This window comes from Paenibacillus sp. FW104-T2 (genome assembly GCF_058789975.1).
Genome location: NZ_JBYTCE010000022.1, coordinates 1 through 16,706, shown reverse-complemented (window position 1 = coordinate 16,706; position 16,706 = coordinate 1). Strand labels below are relative to the sequence as shown.

Below are 16,706 nucleotides of genomic sequence, written 5' to 3'. Positions count from 1 at the left end.
ATTGAAAGAGGGATTATTGTAAATGATAAACATATTGCGAACGAATCCAGCATGAAAAAACACATACTCAACTTTCACCAAAAAATGGTTTGGGTTAAGGAATGAAAGATATGAGGAGTGCGCTTTACAACGGTAAATAAAGAGTCAAGGCAAGGCATACTTATGTAGTGACACCGTGAGCATCATAATTGGAAAAGAAATCAATACTTAAAATTTAAATTGTTTATTTTCACAAAAAGATTATGACTGTATAATGAGCAATACGTCTGAAAAAAATGTAACACAGTAACGTAGTAGACCGAGAAGGGGAGGACATATGAAAACAACAAAGGTCTCGTTTTTTGTACTTTCGCTAGTGCTGCTCTTGGTGACCGGATTATCCGGTTGGGCGGGAGCGGCTGATGCAGAGTCCAACACCAGCAAAACTTATGTCATCGGCACAGACATTACCTTTGCTCCGTTTGAATTTCAGGATGTAAATGGTGATTTTGTCGGAATCGACATGGATTTGCTTGATGCCATTGCCAAAGATCAAAATTTTAAGTATGAAATTAAAGCGCTCGGATTTAACGCCGCCGTGCAGGCACTGGAGTCAAACCAGGTGGATGGCGTTATTGCGGGGATGAGTATTACCGATGAGAGAAAACAAAAGTTTGATTTTTCTGAATCATATTTCGAATCAGGCGTGGTTATGGGCGTTAGTGCCAATAACGATACCGTGAAAAGCTACGAGGACCTCAGAGGTAAAAAAGTTGCTGTGAAAACGGGAACAGAGGGTTATACTTTTGCAGAGTCTGTGGCCTCAAAGTATGGCTTTACCATTGTACCGTTTGATGATTCTTCACAAATGTATGATGATGTAAAAACCGGCAATTCCGTAGCTTGTTTCGAAGATTTCCCCGTACTAGCTTATGGGGTCGATCAGAAAAACGGTCTTAAAATTGTTACCGATAAAGAAAAAGGTGGTTCCTACGGGTTTGCCGTAAGCAAAGGGCAGAACCAGGAGCTTCTGGAGATGTTTAATACCGGACTAGCGAATATCAAGGCTAACGGGGAATATGACCGCATTACCGAAAAATACCTCGGTGAAAATGCTCCAACAACCGCTACTATGGGACGCTGGGAGTTGGTTCAGAAATCCCTACCATCCCTGATTAAAGGTCTGGGTAACACGCTCTTGTACACCATTATTTCACTGTTTTTTGCCTTTATCCTGGGCTTGATCTTCGGATTTATGAAAGTGGGACAAAATAAATTCCTTCGCGGTGTAGCCACGGTATTTGTGGATGTATTCCGCGGGATTCCATTGATCGTCCTTGCCTTCTTTATTTATTTCGGGATTCCGCAGGCGCTTGGCTTCACGATGCCTCTGTTCCTGGCAGCCATTCTGACGTTAAGCTTGAATGCCGGAGCATATGTTACCGAAATTATTCGCGGGGGGATTCAATCGATTGATCGTGGACAGATGGAAGCTGCCCGTTCACTGGGTATTCCTTATCGCAAAGCGATGATGAAGATTGTTATCCCTCAGGCCATCCGGGTTATGATTCCTTCATTCATTAATCAGATGGTTATTACACTGAAAGATACGTCGATCTTGTCCGTCATTGGTCTGGTGGAGCTGACGCAATCAGGTAAAATTGTCATCGCAAGAACGTTCGCCTCTTTTGACATCTGGTTAACGGTTGCGATCATGTATCTGATTGTCATCATCACATTGACTAAAATCGCTGACCATCTGGAGGTGAAGGTTCGCCGTGGGTAAAATCAAGGTTGAAGGATTGAAGAAAAGTTTTGGCTCGAATCAGGTTCTGAAAGGGATCGATATGACGGTCGCCGAGGGCGAAGTGGTCTGTGTCATCGGCCCGTCCGGTTCGGGAAAAAGTACGTTTCTGCGCTGTATAAACCAATTGGAAGAGATCACTGCAGGCCGGGTTATCGTGGATGACCAGGATCTGAATGATCCGAAAACCAATATCAATAAAGCTCGTGAAAATATCGGCATGGTATTTCAGCACTTTAACTTGTTTCCGCATTTTAGCGTGCTCAAAAATATCATGTTCGCACCAAGAGAGCTTGGTAAGCTCAACGAGCAGCAAGCTAGAGAAACGGCTCTTCGTTTACTTGATCGGGTAGGTTTGTCAGATAAAGCGGATAGCTATCCTAACAAACTTTCGGGTGGTCAAAAACAACGTGTCGCAATTGCTCGCGCGCTTGCGATGAATCCAGACGTCATGTTGTTTGATGAACCGACTTCCGCGCTTGACCCTGAGATGGTTGGTGAGGTTCTGGGCGTAATGAAGGACCTCGCCAGCGAAGGAATGACGATGATGATCGTTACCCATGAGATGGGATTTGCTCGTGAAGTTGCAGACCGGGTTATCTTCATGGATGGCGGATACATTGTAGAGCAGGGCACGCCTGCCGAAATATTCGGTAATCCGAAGCATGAACGCACCATCAGCTTTTTGGAAAAAGTTCTTTAATATTTGGCGAAAAAACCTTCAAGACACTGTTCTTGAAGGTTTTTTTGTTATATATATATCAGAAAATAAGAGGTTAAATATGGTAATATTAGAACGGTTTTATTTTTTGGTAAGTTATTTTAAATAACAAGGGGGTTCGGAGATATTGAAACTTCAAATAAAACGACGGATCGGGATATGTTTTGTTGTGATTATTCTCTCGATCTCCGCATTGTTAACTTATGTCTATCTTAACGATAGACCTGGAGGGTTCTCAGATCAACGGATGTCCAAATGGTTGGGAGTGGATGAGACCATACACATCCCTATCGGGAAGACTCCCGAAAGCGCGATTCAAAAGTTTAGAACAGAACAGTTATCATCACATATTATCCATGAAGAGCCAGTGGAAGGCGGCATGATTGTATTTACACAAAGAGCAAGCTCTGAATCCAGTAACCTTCAGATAGAATATGTACGAAAGCGGATTTTCGGTTGGAAATGGGGATGGGGTGGAGGATACGGGATTAGTAAATCTTCTTCAAACCCGTCGGCCATGGACTATATGAGTATGCCTCGAATGGAGCATATCGAATCTCCTTTTCCCATCATATTCGGAAATGTACTGAACCCTGCAATCAAGCGGATAACGGTCGAAACGAAGGAAAATGAGAAACAGATTTCTACTGAAGCTAAATTGGTTGAGGTGGGGGCTGAAAGAAACATATGGTTTGTATTGCTTCCCTCGACTGCAAGCACTCCATTCGAAATAAAGGCATTTAACGAAGAAGGCTTACTTATCGTAATTAAGGAGGTTAATGATCCAAACGACAGCGGATCTCTAATGATTGAAGACTGATTACATTCAGCGTGTTAAGAATTGCAACCCGAACAAAAAAGCTAAAGTGTTACACATTTTAGGTCGCCATATGAGGCGGCCTTTTTGATGCTTTTACCCTTACCAACCGATTCTCCACCGAATGAACCGATCCTGCAAAAGCTTGCTGTATAAGCGATTGGTTCATGATTTGGCCGATTGCACGATTGTTGATCGTGCTACTCGCCCATATGATGTGAACAGAGGATCCTGCTCATCATTCACACTATTAACTGCTAAAGGGGGCCCGAGATCGTATGGCTGAACTGACGGAAACACCTGCCCGGCAACCCGGAGTTACAGTCGTCAAACGTGCCAAAAAAGGATATTTGCGAAACATGAGGAAACATTGGATGCTGTATGTCATGATCCTGCCCGGTATTTTGTTTTACATTATTTTTAAGTATATCCCTCTGGGAGGAAGCGTCATTGCATTTCAGAATTTTCAGATCATGAAAGGGATCTGGAGCAGCCCATGGGTGGGCCTGGATAACTTTAAGTTTATTTTTACGTATCAGGACTTCTATAATGTACTTCGAAACACAGCTCTGATTGCGTTCTACAAGCTGGTTGTCGGATTTCCAGCTCCCATCCTGCTTGCGCTGCTGTTTAATGAGGTACGGAAGATGCTGGCCAAACGTTTCCTGCAAAGTCTGTTCTATTTACCGCATTTCCTCTCTTGGGTCGTAGTGGGTGGAATCGTCTTTGAAGTTCTTGCCTCGGGTGGTTTTGTAAACGCTGTCCGTGGATGGTTTGGCTTCGAGCCCATTCTGTATATGCAGCAAGAGCAATATTTCCGGCCCATTGTTGTCTTGTCTTCCATATGGAAGGAAGTGGGGTGGGGGACCATTATTTATCTTGCGGCCATCAGCGGCGTTGATCCAACCCAATATGAAGCTGCCGTCATGGACGGAGCTAATAAGTGGAAACAGGCGATTTATATTACACTGCCCGCGTTGTTTCCAACGATCCTGATTCTGTTCCTGCTGAATATCGGCAATTTCCTGGAGCTTGGTTTCGATCAGGTTTATAACCTGCTGACCCCGATGACCTACTCGGTAGGAGATATTATTGAAACTTATGTATACCGTTCAGGTGTTCTGCAGGGGCAGTATAGTGTCACCACGGCGATTGGACTGTTCCAATCCGTCATCGGGTTTATCCTGCTCTGGGTCTTCAATCGATTGGCCAAAAAGACAGGGGAGGGGTTGTGGTGATAAAACAAACCTTTGGTGAAAAGTGCTTTCAAGTCGCCAACTATGTGTTCTTGACAGCTGCGGCATTAACCATGATCCTGCCATTGCTTCACCTGCTCGCTGTTTCCTTAAGTTCCCCGGTTGCCGCCGATTCCAAGGAAGTTTTTCTGTGGCCGGTCGGCTTTACCATGGCTTCCTGGAAACATATTTTACAGAGCTCAGGCTTATGGCAATCGTTTGGCGTAACCGTATTCATAACGGTCGCTGGAACAGCGCTGAGTATGCTCTTTTCCGTGCTGACCGCCTTTCCGTTATCACGCAAAGAGTTTCTAATTCGCAAACAGGTCATGCTCGGGATAGTCATCACGATGATCTTCAATGCGCCGATGATTCCCTTCTTCCTGACGGTCAGAGAGCTGGGGATGATGAATTCCATATGGGCACTGATAATACCGGGGGTCATCGGTACGTTTAACATGGTCATTTTGCGCACCTTCTTCATGAACTTGCCGAAGGAATTGGATGATACTGCCCGGATTGATGGCTGCCATGATTTTCGAATCCTGTTCCAGATCTATCTGCCGCTATCCAAACCGGTTCTTGCCACAGTCAGCCTGTTCTATGCCGTAGGATACTGGAATACGTTCCAACGCGCCGTACTCTTCGTTCGGGATCCTGATCTATGGCCGCTTCAGATGAAACTGCGTGCCTATTTGACCAGTCCGGAAGAACTGGCTCAGGTCAATATGTTCCTTGATGATTACGACTTCAACACTACCACATTGAAAGCAGCAACGATTCTTTTTGCAAGCGTTCCCATTATATTGGTGTATCCTTATTTACAGAAATATTTTGTCAAAGGTTCGCTGCTTGGATCGCTGAAAGAATAAATCATGATCAAGGGGATGATTCGATGAGAAGACGACTGACCCAAAAGTTTGTACCGATTGTGCTCAGTATGGCCATGCTGGTAGTCGCCGGCTGCAGTTCCAATACCAGCGATTCAGGGAGTGGTTCTGCTGAAGGGAGCTCCGGTATCTCAATCGTAAAAGTATTCAAGAGTCATATGGGCATCGGGAGCATGCCCGCAGCTGATGATCCACACGTGAAATATGTTACTGATAAGACGGGTGTCCAATACGAGCTGATTACGACGCCTCCAGGCTCGGAACCATCGGAATATCTGAATCTGATGATCGCTTCGGATGAGCTGCCGGATATTCTGCGCCCGATCGGAGGCGTTGAACAAACGTTGATTCAACAAGGTGGAGCGCTGCCCCTGGATGATCTTCTCCCTGAGTATGCTCCGCACGTCTGGGAAAGTATTCCCCAGGAAGCCTGGGATATTGTTCGCTCAGCTTCTCCTGACGGCAAAATTTATTATGTCCCCAAAGTATTCCTTGTCCCGGAACGGGCACCTTTGATCCGCAAGGATTGGCTGGATAAGGTAGGCATGGAAATGCCAGCAACCGTTGACGATTATGTTGAAGTGCTCAAAGCCTTCCGTGACAAGGACCCGAACGGCAATGGCAAAGCAGATGAACTGCCCACAAGCGGAAGGGAATTCGGAAGGTGGATGGACCATCTATTTGCCATGTACGGAGTCGCCATGTGGGAAGGATATCCGGAATGGGATGAATACAACGGCAAGATTCAGTATGCCGGGACAACGGATAACATGAGAGAAGCAATTAAATTCATTCGGATGTTATATGAAGAAAAACTGCTCGATAATGAAACGTTTTTGAACAAAGGGGAAGTATGGCAGGCCAAAATTAACAATAACCTGGTGGGCAGCTGGTACCACTTGCCGGCGAATGTTCGCGATCGTCTTAACGCCATGCTGACACAGGCACCGGATGCTTATATCGCAGCGATGCCACTGCCCAAAGCCGAAGGCTTCGAAGCGTTCGTGACGCAGAAGAGCATGGGTGAGCCGGAATGGATGATTCCAGCCGTGAAGCAGGATAATGCGCCCAATGCATTGAAGCTGCTTGATTTCTTCTACAACCCTGAAAATGATGAATTTGTCCGTTTCGGCCTGGAAGGAGAGCAGCATGAAGTCAAAGACGGACGAAAAGTCATTCTTCCGCCTGCCGACAACAAACCGCTTGCCTTGGGTATGAAGAACCTGACTACTGCAGAGGACATGAACAAACGTATTGAAGAGACCTATCCGGAGGACCAACAGCAAATGGTGAAAGACATGTTCGTTGTGAGCACAGCCGATGCCCGGCAAATTGCGGGTGATGGTCTCCCGGCTTCCGTGTACGAAGGGTTCCCAGATATCCAGTCACATAAGCTGTTTCAGGAAGTATTGACCAAGATCGTTATCGGAGAGCTTCCTCTGGAGGCTTATGATGAGTATGTGAAGAAATGGAATGCTTCAGGAGGCGAAGTGGTCACTCAGCGGGTCCAGGAGTGGTATGAGAAGGTGAAGAAGTGAAAAAAAGATACGCTATATGCGGAGTGAGCGGCAGAGCTTTGGGGCAGTTCGCCAAGCCTATACATGAGTTGTTCACCCACAATTCGGAGATCGTGGCACTGCTGGATACGGATCCCGCGCGTTTTGAAGCTTATCGATCGCGCTTTCCGCATCACTCCGAAGTTCCTGTGTATGGAGCTTCTGATTTTGCGTCCATGGTGGAGGATACCAAGCCAGACTGCATTATTGTCGCCGGCAGGGATGATACCCATGTCCACTATATAACCGCCGCACTGGAGCGGGATTTGGACGTAATTACCGAGAAACCAATGGCGACAACCGGAGCGGACGCCAGGCGAATACTGGATGCTGAAGCGGTGAGTAAAGGTAAAGTCATCGTAACATTCAACTATCGATATATGCCCATTCACATGCGGATTAAGGAAATGATACAGGAAGGTAAGATTGGCCGAGTCACTTCCATCGATCTCAACTGGTACATTGATACGCATCACGGCTCCAGCTATTTCAAGCGCTGGAATCGTGAGCGGGCTTATTCGGGTGGACTGTCCGTTCACAAAAGCACCCATCATTTTGACCTGGTTCAGTGGTGGATTAACCAAAAGCCTGTGGAAGTCTTTGCTTATGGAGCACTGAATTATTATGGCGCAGATGGGGAGTGGAATCCGGCACGGGAAGATGGGCGGCATTGTCGTACGTGCAATGTCTCGGAAGATTGTGCGTATTACTCCCGTTGGACACCTCGCAGTCGGCAGATCCGCGTACCGGATGATCATCTGAACCTGCTGGGTTCGGCCACTACGGACTTTCCATACACAGCATACCGTCCGGATCAATGCATTTTTGATTCTACCATTGAGATCGAAGATACGTATACAGCATCTGTGAGATATAGTGGCGGGGCACTCATGAGTTATTCGGTCAATTTTTCCCTTCCTTATGAAGGCTATCGGCTGGCTGTGAACGGTACGAAGGGGCGCCTAGAAACACTTGAATACCATATGCCGGCACGTACTCCTTTTCCGACGCCGGTTCAGACCATTGACTATTTCCCCCTGTTTGGTTCCAAAGAGACCATACATGTCGTACATCGGGAAGGCGGACATGGTGGAGGGGATCCATTACTTCTAGAGGATATCTTTCTTGGAGAAGATCAACACCGTCCTTTCCGGATTCTGTCCGGAGCCGTGGATGGAGCGTATTCCGTTGCTGCGGGGGAAGCCGTATGGCGTTCGGTCTCCGAGCATCGTCCCATATCCATAGAAGCGGTGCTAGGCGGATGGAGGAATATGGTGTCTATGCAGAATTCGAGAAGTGAGTGAACATTTAATTACGTTAAATGATGGTGAAAACAGCCAAAACAGCGGGCAAGTGTGAGATCGAGATGCTTGAAGAAGTCAAAATAGGCTGTTGGGCCGGGTCGCACCAGGCAGGGCAAAACTGTATAATTGCGGTATATTGCACATAAGGTGGGAGATAACTGTGACCCTTTCCTTTTTGAAGTGGTTAAAATTCAATTTCACCAATACCCAGACCCGGCTGCTGCTTATTTTGACCATTGTTGTCTTCATGATTATTATCGCAGTAGGCATGACAACGTATTATTCGGCCAAGTCGGTATTACAGCAGGAGCTCAGTGAACCGCAGCACCAGATGCTGCGCATCAGTATGAATGATATTGATGAAGTTATTCGGGAAAGCGACCAGATTGCTGTGAAAATTGCACTGAATAACCATGTGTATAAATTTCTCACAAGTGAGGTGCAGGGGTCATACCGCAATGTCACCGAATTGGTACAGTTTCTTGAAACCTTGACTAGCAGTACTCCTTTTATTAAAAGCGCTTACATTTATGATGTGGAAAGGGAGAGCATGGTCGCTTTTCCTCAGGGATATAGTTCAAGCAAAGTCAATTTTCCCGATTCGGGCTGGGTGGATGTGGCTGCTGAATTAGATGACCGTCCCATGCTGGTGAAGCGGCGGGAGATTGCTGCAGGTTCAGCAGTTCCTGCCTCCCAGATTACACTTTATCGCAAGATTATGCTGGCGGGTCAACTTAAAGGGATCATTGCCATCAATTTCAAAACGGATCAAATGTTCAAGCACATGCTTCTTACTTCCGTCTCTGATCTCGAAAATCATCGTTTCATTCTGGATGCCGACAATAAGCCATTGTATGATCTTGGTAATTATCCAGTAGGAGAGGAAGCAGTGGACCAGGTCCTCGCGACTCTGGAAGGAGAAAAGCTTGGTGAGTTCAAGCACGAGGGCCAAGTGCTGCTCGCTTCACAGACGATGTCCCCGTATACAGGTTGGCGTTATCTTTCAATTATTTCCCAGGAAAGTTTACTGTCCAATGCCCAGAAGATTAGAGACGTTGTGTTCTTCGTTTCACTGTTGGCACTTGCCGCAGGAGCCGCCACGATTGCTTTTTATAACAGGGCAGCCTTTAAACCGGTGAAACGAATGAGACAGCTGCTTAGCGGGTATGACCGTCAACGTATCAGTCCAGAGCTGATTGATCTCGAGAAAATAACAGGACAGCTGCTGACAGATCATGCACAGCAAGCCATCAATCTCAGACAAACACTTCCTGAGGCATCCTCCAAATTTCTGACCGATATCTATGCGGGACACATGACGGGTTACCGGGAAATTGGTGAAAAGTGGAACCGATACTTCAAGGAATGGAGTGATAGTCCATTGACCGTTGCAATGTTGTCTATTGATGATTATCACGCATGGTGTGAAAGGTTTAAGAAGTCGGATCAATCCCTTTTAAAATTTGCCATTGCCAATATCATTGCAGAGCTTCTGTCAGGAGAATGGCGTCTCATTCCTGCAGATCTCGGCAGGGACCGATTGCTAGTCATGTTACAACCGCTTGATCCCGGCAGAGATATGGATGCAGCCACTTCGATTGGTGAAGCACTGAGGATGATTCCGAAACTGCTTAAGTTCCAGGTCTCCGCAGGCGTAAGCGAGGACCACGACGGATTCAAGGAACTTCAACAGGCGATGCAGGAAGCGGACAGCGCTCTGGGTTTCAGATTGTACCATGGATATGAACAAGTGATTCGGTTTGAGGACATTTCCGGTCACCAAGAACCTGGACGTGCAGAGGAAAATGAACTCATGTCCCAATTGACCGAAACGATCGAAGCCGGCAGTGGTGAAGAGGCAATCAGGATCATGGATAAAACATTTAGCCGAATGAAGAGTGAACGGTGGCACCCGTCCTCGGCGATATCTTATCTCGATTCTGTAGCGGAGACGCTGGAACGAATCCGCATGAAACAGGATCCTGAAGCATGCGGGTTCCGAGTTTCCGGTTTGCGGACGATGAATCTGGAGTCTGCGTGGTCACTGCTGCGCAATGAGGCAGAAGCGCTCGCAGCCTGGTATGACAGCATGCTGCTCAGGAAGGATTATATCGTTTGCCAAACGATGATTGCATTCATGAGTGACCATCTGGAAGACCCGGTTAGCATTCAGGACATTGCTGAGCATGCGGGTATCGGTTCCAGTTTGGCAAGTCAGCTGTTCAAGCAAGAAATGAACGACACCATTCTTGGTTACTTTACGAAGCTCCGTATGGACCGGGCTTGTGAACTCCTGCGGGATACCAACTACAGAATATCTGAAATCGCTTCCATGGTGGGGTATCAGCATGAGAATAGTTTTATCCGTGTATATCGCAAAACCAAGAATATTACACCGGGGAAATACAGGGAGATGATGCGGGCCCGCAGGGATTCCTTATTGGAATCCTAGTCCCCCATTCGAATGAAGAGAAGGAGGAACAGCTTACATGAACCGTAAAACGATAGTCACGCGAAACCATCCGGTATTGACCCAGCTTGAGCCCAGGTCTCCTTTGTCTGTCGGCAACGGCGAATTTGCATTTAGTGCTGATTTTACCGGCCTTCAGACCTTTCCGGAAGCATACGAAATCCCTCTTGGCACACAGTCCAATTGGGGGTGGCATTATACCGGAGGGCATGAGGTTTTCGGCGATCAGGATATCGTCTACCAGTCGTTTGAAACGTATGGACGGAAGGTGGCGTATCCCATGAAACCTGAGAACCGAGAAGAAGCCTATCACTGGCTGCGGCAGAATCCGCATCGTCTTCAACTGGGGCGCCTCGCGTTTCGCATACTGAAAGAAGATGGAGAAGAAGCAGATACGTCACATGTGAATCCGGTACGACAGGAATTAAATCTGTGGACAGGCACACTTCACAGTGAGTTCACCGTAGATGGGTTCATGGTTCAGGTGGAGACTGCCTGTGATCCGGAGAACGATGGCATCGGCATTCGTGTACATTCAGAATTACTCCGCAAGGGGCGTCTGCATTTGTTCCTTGTTTTCCCCTGTCCGGATATGACACATCGGAGCTGGTCCAAGTCCGTTTTTCCCGATTGGGAACAGGACAGCAGACATCGCACCGAGCTAATGGCGAACGATTCGGCTTCAGCTTCACTGAAACGGATTTTGGATGAAGACGAATATGGAGTGAGGTGGATCTGGGACAAGGGGCGTCTGGAGCAGACCGGAGCACATGAGTTTACGCTTATTCCTGAAGTATTGGAGCTTTCAGATAGCTGGTCTTGCAGTGTTGCTTTTGCTGCGTCGAACCCATCAGTTCAACCAGCTGAGGCCGTATTCCACGCCAGCTCGGTCTACTGGGAGCAGTTCTGGAACAGTGGAGCAGCCATGGATCTATCCGGCAGTAAAGATCCCCGAGCAGCAGAATTGGAGCGACGAATTGTGCTGTCCCAGTTCCTATGTGCTGTACACAGTGGCGGCTCCATGCCGCCTCAGGAAACGGGTTACATGTATAATAGCTGGTTCGGTAAAATGCACCTAGAAATGCACTGGTGGCATGCTGCACATTTTCCCCTGTGGGATCGTACAGATCTGCTTCGCAAAAGTATGGATTGGTATATCACCATTTTGCCCAAGGCTCGTGAACTGGCACGTTCACAGGGATATGCTGGTGCGCGCTGGCCCAAAATGGTTGGATATAACGGTGGGCAGAGCCCGTCACCAGTAGCACCAGGGTTAATCTGGCAGCAGCCTCATCCGATGGCACTTGCCGAGATGTGTTACTTGGCCCGGCCTGAGAGGTCTGTATTGGAACGGTATAAGGACATCGTATTCGAGGCAGCTGATTTTATGGTTTCCTTTGCCCACTGGGATGCTGAAAAAGAGGCATATGTACTTGGGCCGCCGTTGATTCCAGCTCAGGAGAATCATGCCATGAATGAAAGTCTGAATCCGCCATATGAACTGGAATACTGGAAATTTGGCTTGGAAATCGCCGCTATGTGGGCGGAGCGGCTGGAGCGGCCTGTGAATCCGGAATGGAAAAAGGTTTCGGCTCATATGGCAAATCCTGTGCATGAGAATGGAGTGTATCTTGCGCACGAGAATTGTCCAGACACATTTACTGCCAAGAACCATGATCATCCTTCCATGCTCGGAGCGCTCGGCCTGCTCCCCGGCACGCTGATTGACGGCAAAATCATGAAAAATACACTTCTCAAAGTGAAAGAATGCTGGGATTGGGAATCCGCATGGGGGTGGGACTTTCCGATGTGTGCGATGACAGCGGCAAGGCTGGGAGAACCTGAGCTGGCCGTTGACTTTTTATTGATGGATGCCACCAAAAACACCTATTTGCCCAATGGACACAATTATCAAAGGCCAGGATTATGGGCGTATCTGCCTGGGAATGGTGGACTGTTAACTGCGGTAGCAATGATGGCTGCCGGATGGAGCGGTGAGGAAGGCGGGAACAATCCGGGATTTCCGCAGGACGGGAGTTGGTCAGTTCTATGGGAGGGGCTGCACCCCCTGACCTGAACCGATTAGGTGATCGTATGTTCACACGTTGAGTAGTCGGGATTGGCTTGAGCAATAATACGCGAGCGAAAAAGGAGCGATTACGTTGGTTGAAACGTTAACAAAGGTCTCTACTCAGAATCGCAGAATGTCTGCCAAAATTGCGGATACGCTAGTTTCCGAATGCCGGGATGGGAATCATCCCAAAATTGCCGGGAAATGGGGGTACGTTGCCGGAATGACGCTTCTGGCCCTCGAACGTGCCGCCGTTTGGAATAGTGAACCTCGATATAGTGAACTGGTTCTCCATCATATGGATGGCCTGATCGATAAAGACGGTACCATCAGGAACTATCAACTTGAGGATTATAACCTGGACATGATCAATGAAGGCAAAAATCTCTTTTCTATGTGGAAGCTTACTGGGGAAGAGAAATACCATCAAGCCATCTTGCAACTGGTCGCCCAGTTGAAAGGGCAGCCTCGAACCAGTGAGGGCGGATTCTGGCACAAAAAAATATATCCGTTCCAGATGTGGCTTGACGGGATCTATATGTCTTCCCCGTTTCTGGCAGAGTATGGCCATATGTTCGATCACCCTGAGAGCTTCAATGAAGTCGCGCGTCAAATTCTACTGATTGAGCGGAAGACCCGGGATCCGCGAAGCGGTCTGCTGCACCATGCATGGGATGAGAGCAGGGAACAGCGCTGGTGCGACAAAGACACGGGTCAATCGTTCCACGTCTGGGGCAGGGCGATGGGGTGGTATGCGATGGCGGTAGTGGATGCATTGGAGTTTTTTCCAATTGATCATCCTCAGCGCGGTCAGATCATGGGCATCTTCGAGAGAATGGCCTATGCAATCGCCCATGCCCAGGATCAGGAGAGCGGACTGTGGTATCAAGTTATGGACCAGAACGGCAGGGAAGGCAACTATTTGGAAGCGTCGGCTTCCTGCATGCTGACCTACGCCTTAGCCAAGGGTCAGCGTCTGCATTATTTGGCTGAACTGGATCGCAAAGTTGTTGATCTGGCGTATGCTGGTATTCTCAGTCACTTTGTTACGGAGGATGAACAGGGGGTACACCTGCACCGCATTTGTCATGGGGCTGGACTCGGAGGAAAGAAATATCGTGACGGTTCTTATGCCTACTATATTAGCGAACAGATCGTCAGTGATGCTCAGATGGGAGTAGCACCATTCCTGCTGGCCAGTATTGAAATGGAGATGCGGGGAGCAGAAGGTGCGTGAAGAAATTAAACGGATCTCAAGCGGGCAGACCCGATAGGAACAAGATGATTCTGAAGTATCCCGCTTCATGGTGGAAGGGGATGTGGCGGGAGGCACTTCCTTCCGGTAATGGGATAATGGGTGCCTCTGTGCGAGGTGGTATACATCAAGAAGTGATTTTACTGCAGCATGGTGAACTATGGCACTGGGGAAAAAAGGATGAACTCCCCGACGTCAGTCACACATTGCAGGAGACCCGGCGACTTATGGACGCTGGGGAATTTTCGGAGGCCAGCTGGCATCTGACCCGTGCCGTGCAAGCAGAAGGATATGCTTCCAAACTATCCTCCCGTTTTCCTTTGGCTGAATTGACACTCACCATGAATTGTGACAATGCTTTTCACCATTATCGCAGGGAACTGGATATGGAAACGGGAGAAGTTCATGTCTGCTGGGAGGAAGGGGAACGAAAGATTTCAAGAAGTCTTTTTGTCTCTCGTGCAGATGATTGTGTGGTGTTCAGAATAAACGCGAAAGTACTGAGCACGAGCGATTCGGTACAGGTTAGGGAATCAGGAAGTACGCCAGTGATATCGGGAAGTGTTGGTCTTCAATTTCCGCCGGGTGACCGTGAGCGGGATGATGAAGAATTTAAGGAACTGAAAATATCTGTCACGGTTAGAACGGATGAAGATGAGCAATATGTATTTTATGGTGGCAGAAATGACGATGGAGAGGATTATGGCGCTGTAATGCGTCTAATGTGTGTGGGAGATGATCATGGGGCTGGAGTGATGCCTTCCCATAGAGCATTACATTTCCCGGGAAAAGGGGGTACCATTCCAGACACGGATCAGCGAGATGACAGCGGAAAACAAGCCATTCACGCAGAGATCCCGTTCGAAATGTCGGGCGATGTGCTTGTTCTCGTTAAGATGTTTGTTACAGGCAAGCGGGAAGAGGAATGGTTACGACTGAAGCAGGAGCTTGCAGGGCTGGAGACTGATTATAATTCAATGCTATCCAGACATATGGAGCTACATCAGCCGCTGTTTCACTCCGCAGAGCTTGATCTGGATGATGCGGCTGATGACGGGCGCAGTAATGAAGAGCTTCTGTTAGATGCTTATGAAGGCGAAGCTCCCTTGGGGTTGATTCGCAAGATGTGGGCATTCGGTCGATATTTATTCATTAGCGGAACCTCTGAGGAAGGCAATATGCCTTTTGGTCTTTATGGGCTATGGGGCGGAGATTACCGATTAATCTGGGGTCATCACATGGCTAATGAAAATGTTCAGATGATGTATTGGCATTCGGCTGTTGGCGGTTTAACCTGCATGAACCTGTCTTTGTTTCGGTATTACACCGATTTGATGGATGTCTTCAAGGAAAATGCACGCAAGCTCTATGGCTGTCGCGGGATCTACATCCCTGCTGGGACTACGCCAGGCATGGGCATCCCAAATCAGGTTGTTCCTGTCATCATGAACTGGACCGGAGCAGCCGGGTGGCTGGCCAGACATTATTATGAGCATTTTTGGTATACCGGTGATATGCAATTTCTGCGCGAGCAGGCGCTGCCCTTTATGAGAGAGGCCTTACAGTTTTATGAAGACTTTCTGGTGCTGGACGAAGAGGGATGGTATATGGTATACCCATCCGTTTCACCCGAGAACACACCACAGAATTTCATGCCTCAGGATGGTAAACAACTCGCACATCCCATGCCTACAGCCATTAATGCCACAATGGACGTCGCCATCATCAAGGAATTATTGCAGCATACCATACAAGCGAGTCGGATAATCGGTGTAAATAGCAGCAAAATACCAGAGTGGGAAGATATGCTTACACGTCTGCCTTCCTACATGTTGAATGAGGAGGGGGCTGTCAAGGAGTGGCTTCATCCTGCTTTTGAGGATCGGCAAGATCATCGTCATCTGTCCCATCTATACCCTGTTTTTCCAGGACAGGAAGTCAGTCGGGAAGAAGACCCACTGCTTTTCAAAGCCTTCGAGAAAGCAGTACACCAGCGAAGACTTGGAGCACAGAGTGGGTGGTCCCTGGCTCACATGTCATCGATCTATGCCCGGCTGGGCGACGGAGAACGGGCTTTGGACAGCCTGGATCATCTTGCCCGGTCCTGTGTTCTATCTAATGGTTTCACACTCCATAATGATTGGCGCAGTATGGGAATTTGCCTGACGTTAGATGCTGCTCCAGTTCAGCTTGATGCCAATATGGGCTGGGTTAATGCCGTACAGGAAATGCTGCTGCTGGTCTCGCCTCAACGGATCAAGCTGCTTCCGGCACTTCCTGTAAGAATGCTGCGTGGAGAGCTGCAGAATTGGCGTATACCCGGAGGCGTTCTGTCGCTTGCATGGGACCGCAAGTCAGGGACATTTCAAGCTGAGTTAGCCGCCACTAGGCGGATGTCCTCGAAAGTTCAGCTCCCGGACTGGGTCAACATCTCTTTATGTAGACAGTTTGGCAAGAACAAATATAAACCACTCCCCATGGAGAATGGTGCATTCCTGCTTCATTTAGAAGAAGGGGAAAAGTGGTCGGTGGAACTGAACACGGAGTAATATGAGACACTTAAGAAGTCGCCCAAGTGGCGGCTTCTTTTTTATTTTTATATAT

Annotated in this window: 11 protein-coding genes; all 11 read left to right on the top strand. The window is 48.0% G+C overall.

The features are described from left to right. The first annotated feature begins 316 nt into the window (after window positions 1–316). A complete protein-coding gene (locus tag AC3WQ3_RS23240; RefSeq protein ID WP_492473725.1) occupies window positions 317–1,765 on the top strand; it encodes an amino acid ABC transporter substrate-binding protein/permease in 1,449 nt (482 codons plus the stop codon). After that, window positions 1,758–2,486, top strand: coding sequence for an amino acid ABC transporter ATP-binding protein (locus AC3WQ3_RS23235; protein WP_127535854.1), 729 nt, complete (start codon window positions 1,758–1,760; stop codon window positions 2,484–2,486). Before AC3WQ3_RS23240 ends, AC3WQ3_RS23235 begins: the two co-directional genes overlap by 8 nt. 145 nt (window positions 2,487–2,631) lie before the next feature. Then, entirely contained in the window at window positions 2,632–3,324 is a 693-nt protein-coding gene (locus tag AC3WQ3_RS23230; RefSeq protein ID WP_492473724.1) for a hypothetical protein, read from the top strand. Window positions 3,325–3,680: 356 nt separating this feature from the next. Then, entirely contained in the window at window positions 3,681–4,559 is an 879-nt protein-coding gene (locus AC3WQ3_RS23225) for an ABC transporter permease (RefSeq protein WP_246310935.1), read from the top strand. Further along, complete coding sequence (locus tag AC3WQ3_RS23220) at window positions 4,559–5,428, top strand: carbohydrate ABC transporter permease (RefSeq protein ID WP_095287290.1); 870 nt, start codon at window positions 4,559–4,561, stop codon at window positions 5,426–5,428. The genes AC3WQ3_RS23225 and AC3WQ3_RS23220 overlap by 1 nt, the downstream gene beginning before the upstream one ends. 23 nt (window positions 5,429–5,451) lie before the next feature. Beyond that, window positions 5,452–6,984, top strand: coding sequence for an extracellular solute-binding protein (locus AC3WQ3_RS23215; RefSeq protein ID WP_492473723.1), 1,533 nt, complete (start codon window positions 5,452–5,454; stop codon window positions 6,982–6,984). After that, entirely contained in the window at window positions 6,981–8,306 is a 1,326-nt protein-coding gene (locus tag AC3WQ3_RS23210; protein WP_492473722.1) for a Gfo/Idh/MocA family protein, read from the top strand. The genes AC3WQ3_RS23215 and AC3WQ3_RS23210 overlap by 4 nt, the downstream gene beginning before the upstream one ends. Before the next feature lie 175 nt (window positions 8,307–8,481). Beyond that, window positions 8,482–10,758, top strand: coding sequence for a helix-turn-helix domain-containing protein (locus AC3WQ3_RS23205; protein WP_492473721.1), 2,277 nt, complete (start codon window positions 8,482–8,484; stop codon window positions 10,756–10,758). Between the two features lie 37 nt (window positions 10,759–10,795). Further along, window positions 10,796–12,853: a glycoside hydrolase family 65 gene (locus AC3WQ3_RS23200; RefSeq protein WP_336779981.1), complete on the top strand. Its 2,058-nt coding sequence runs from the start codon at window positions 10,796–10,798 to the stop codon at window positions 12,851–12,853. A gap of 127 nt (window positions 12,854–12,980) precedes the next feature. Next, window positions 12,981–14,084: a glycoside hydrolase family 88/105 protein gene (locus AC3WQ3_RS23195; RefSeq protein ID WP_336780247.1), complete on the top strand. Its 1,104-nt coding sequence runs from the start codon at window positions 12,981–12,983 to the stop codon at window positions 14,082–14,084. After that, a complete protein-coding gene (locus tag AC3WQ3_RS23190) occupies window positions 14,081–16,651 on the top strand; it encodes a glycosyl hydrolase family 95 catalytic domain-containing protein (protein ID WP_492473720.1) in 2,571 nt (856 codons plus the stop codon). The genes AC3WQ3_RS23195 and AC3WQ3_RS23190 overlap by 4 nt, the downstream gene beginning before the upstream one ends. Window positions 16,652–16,706 lie beyond the last annotated feature (55 nt).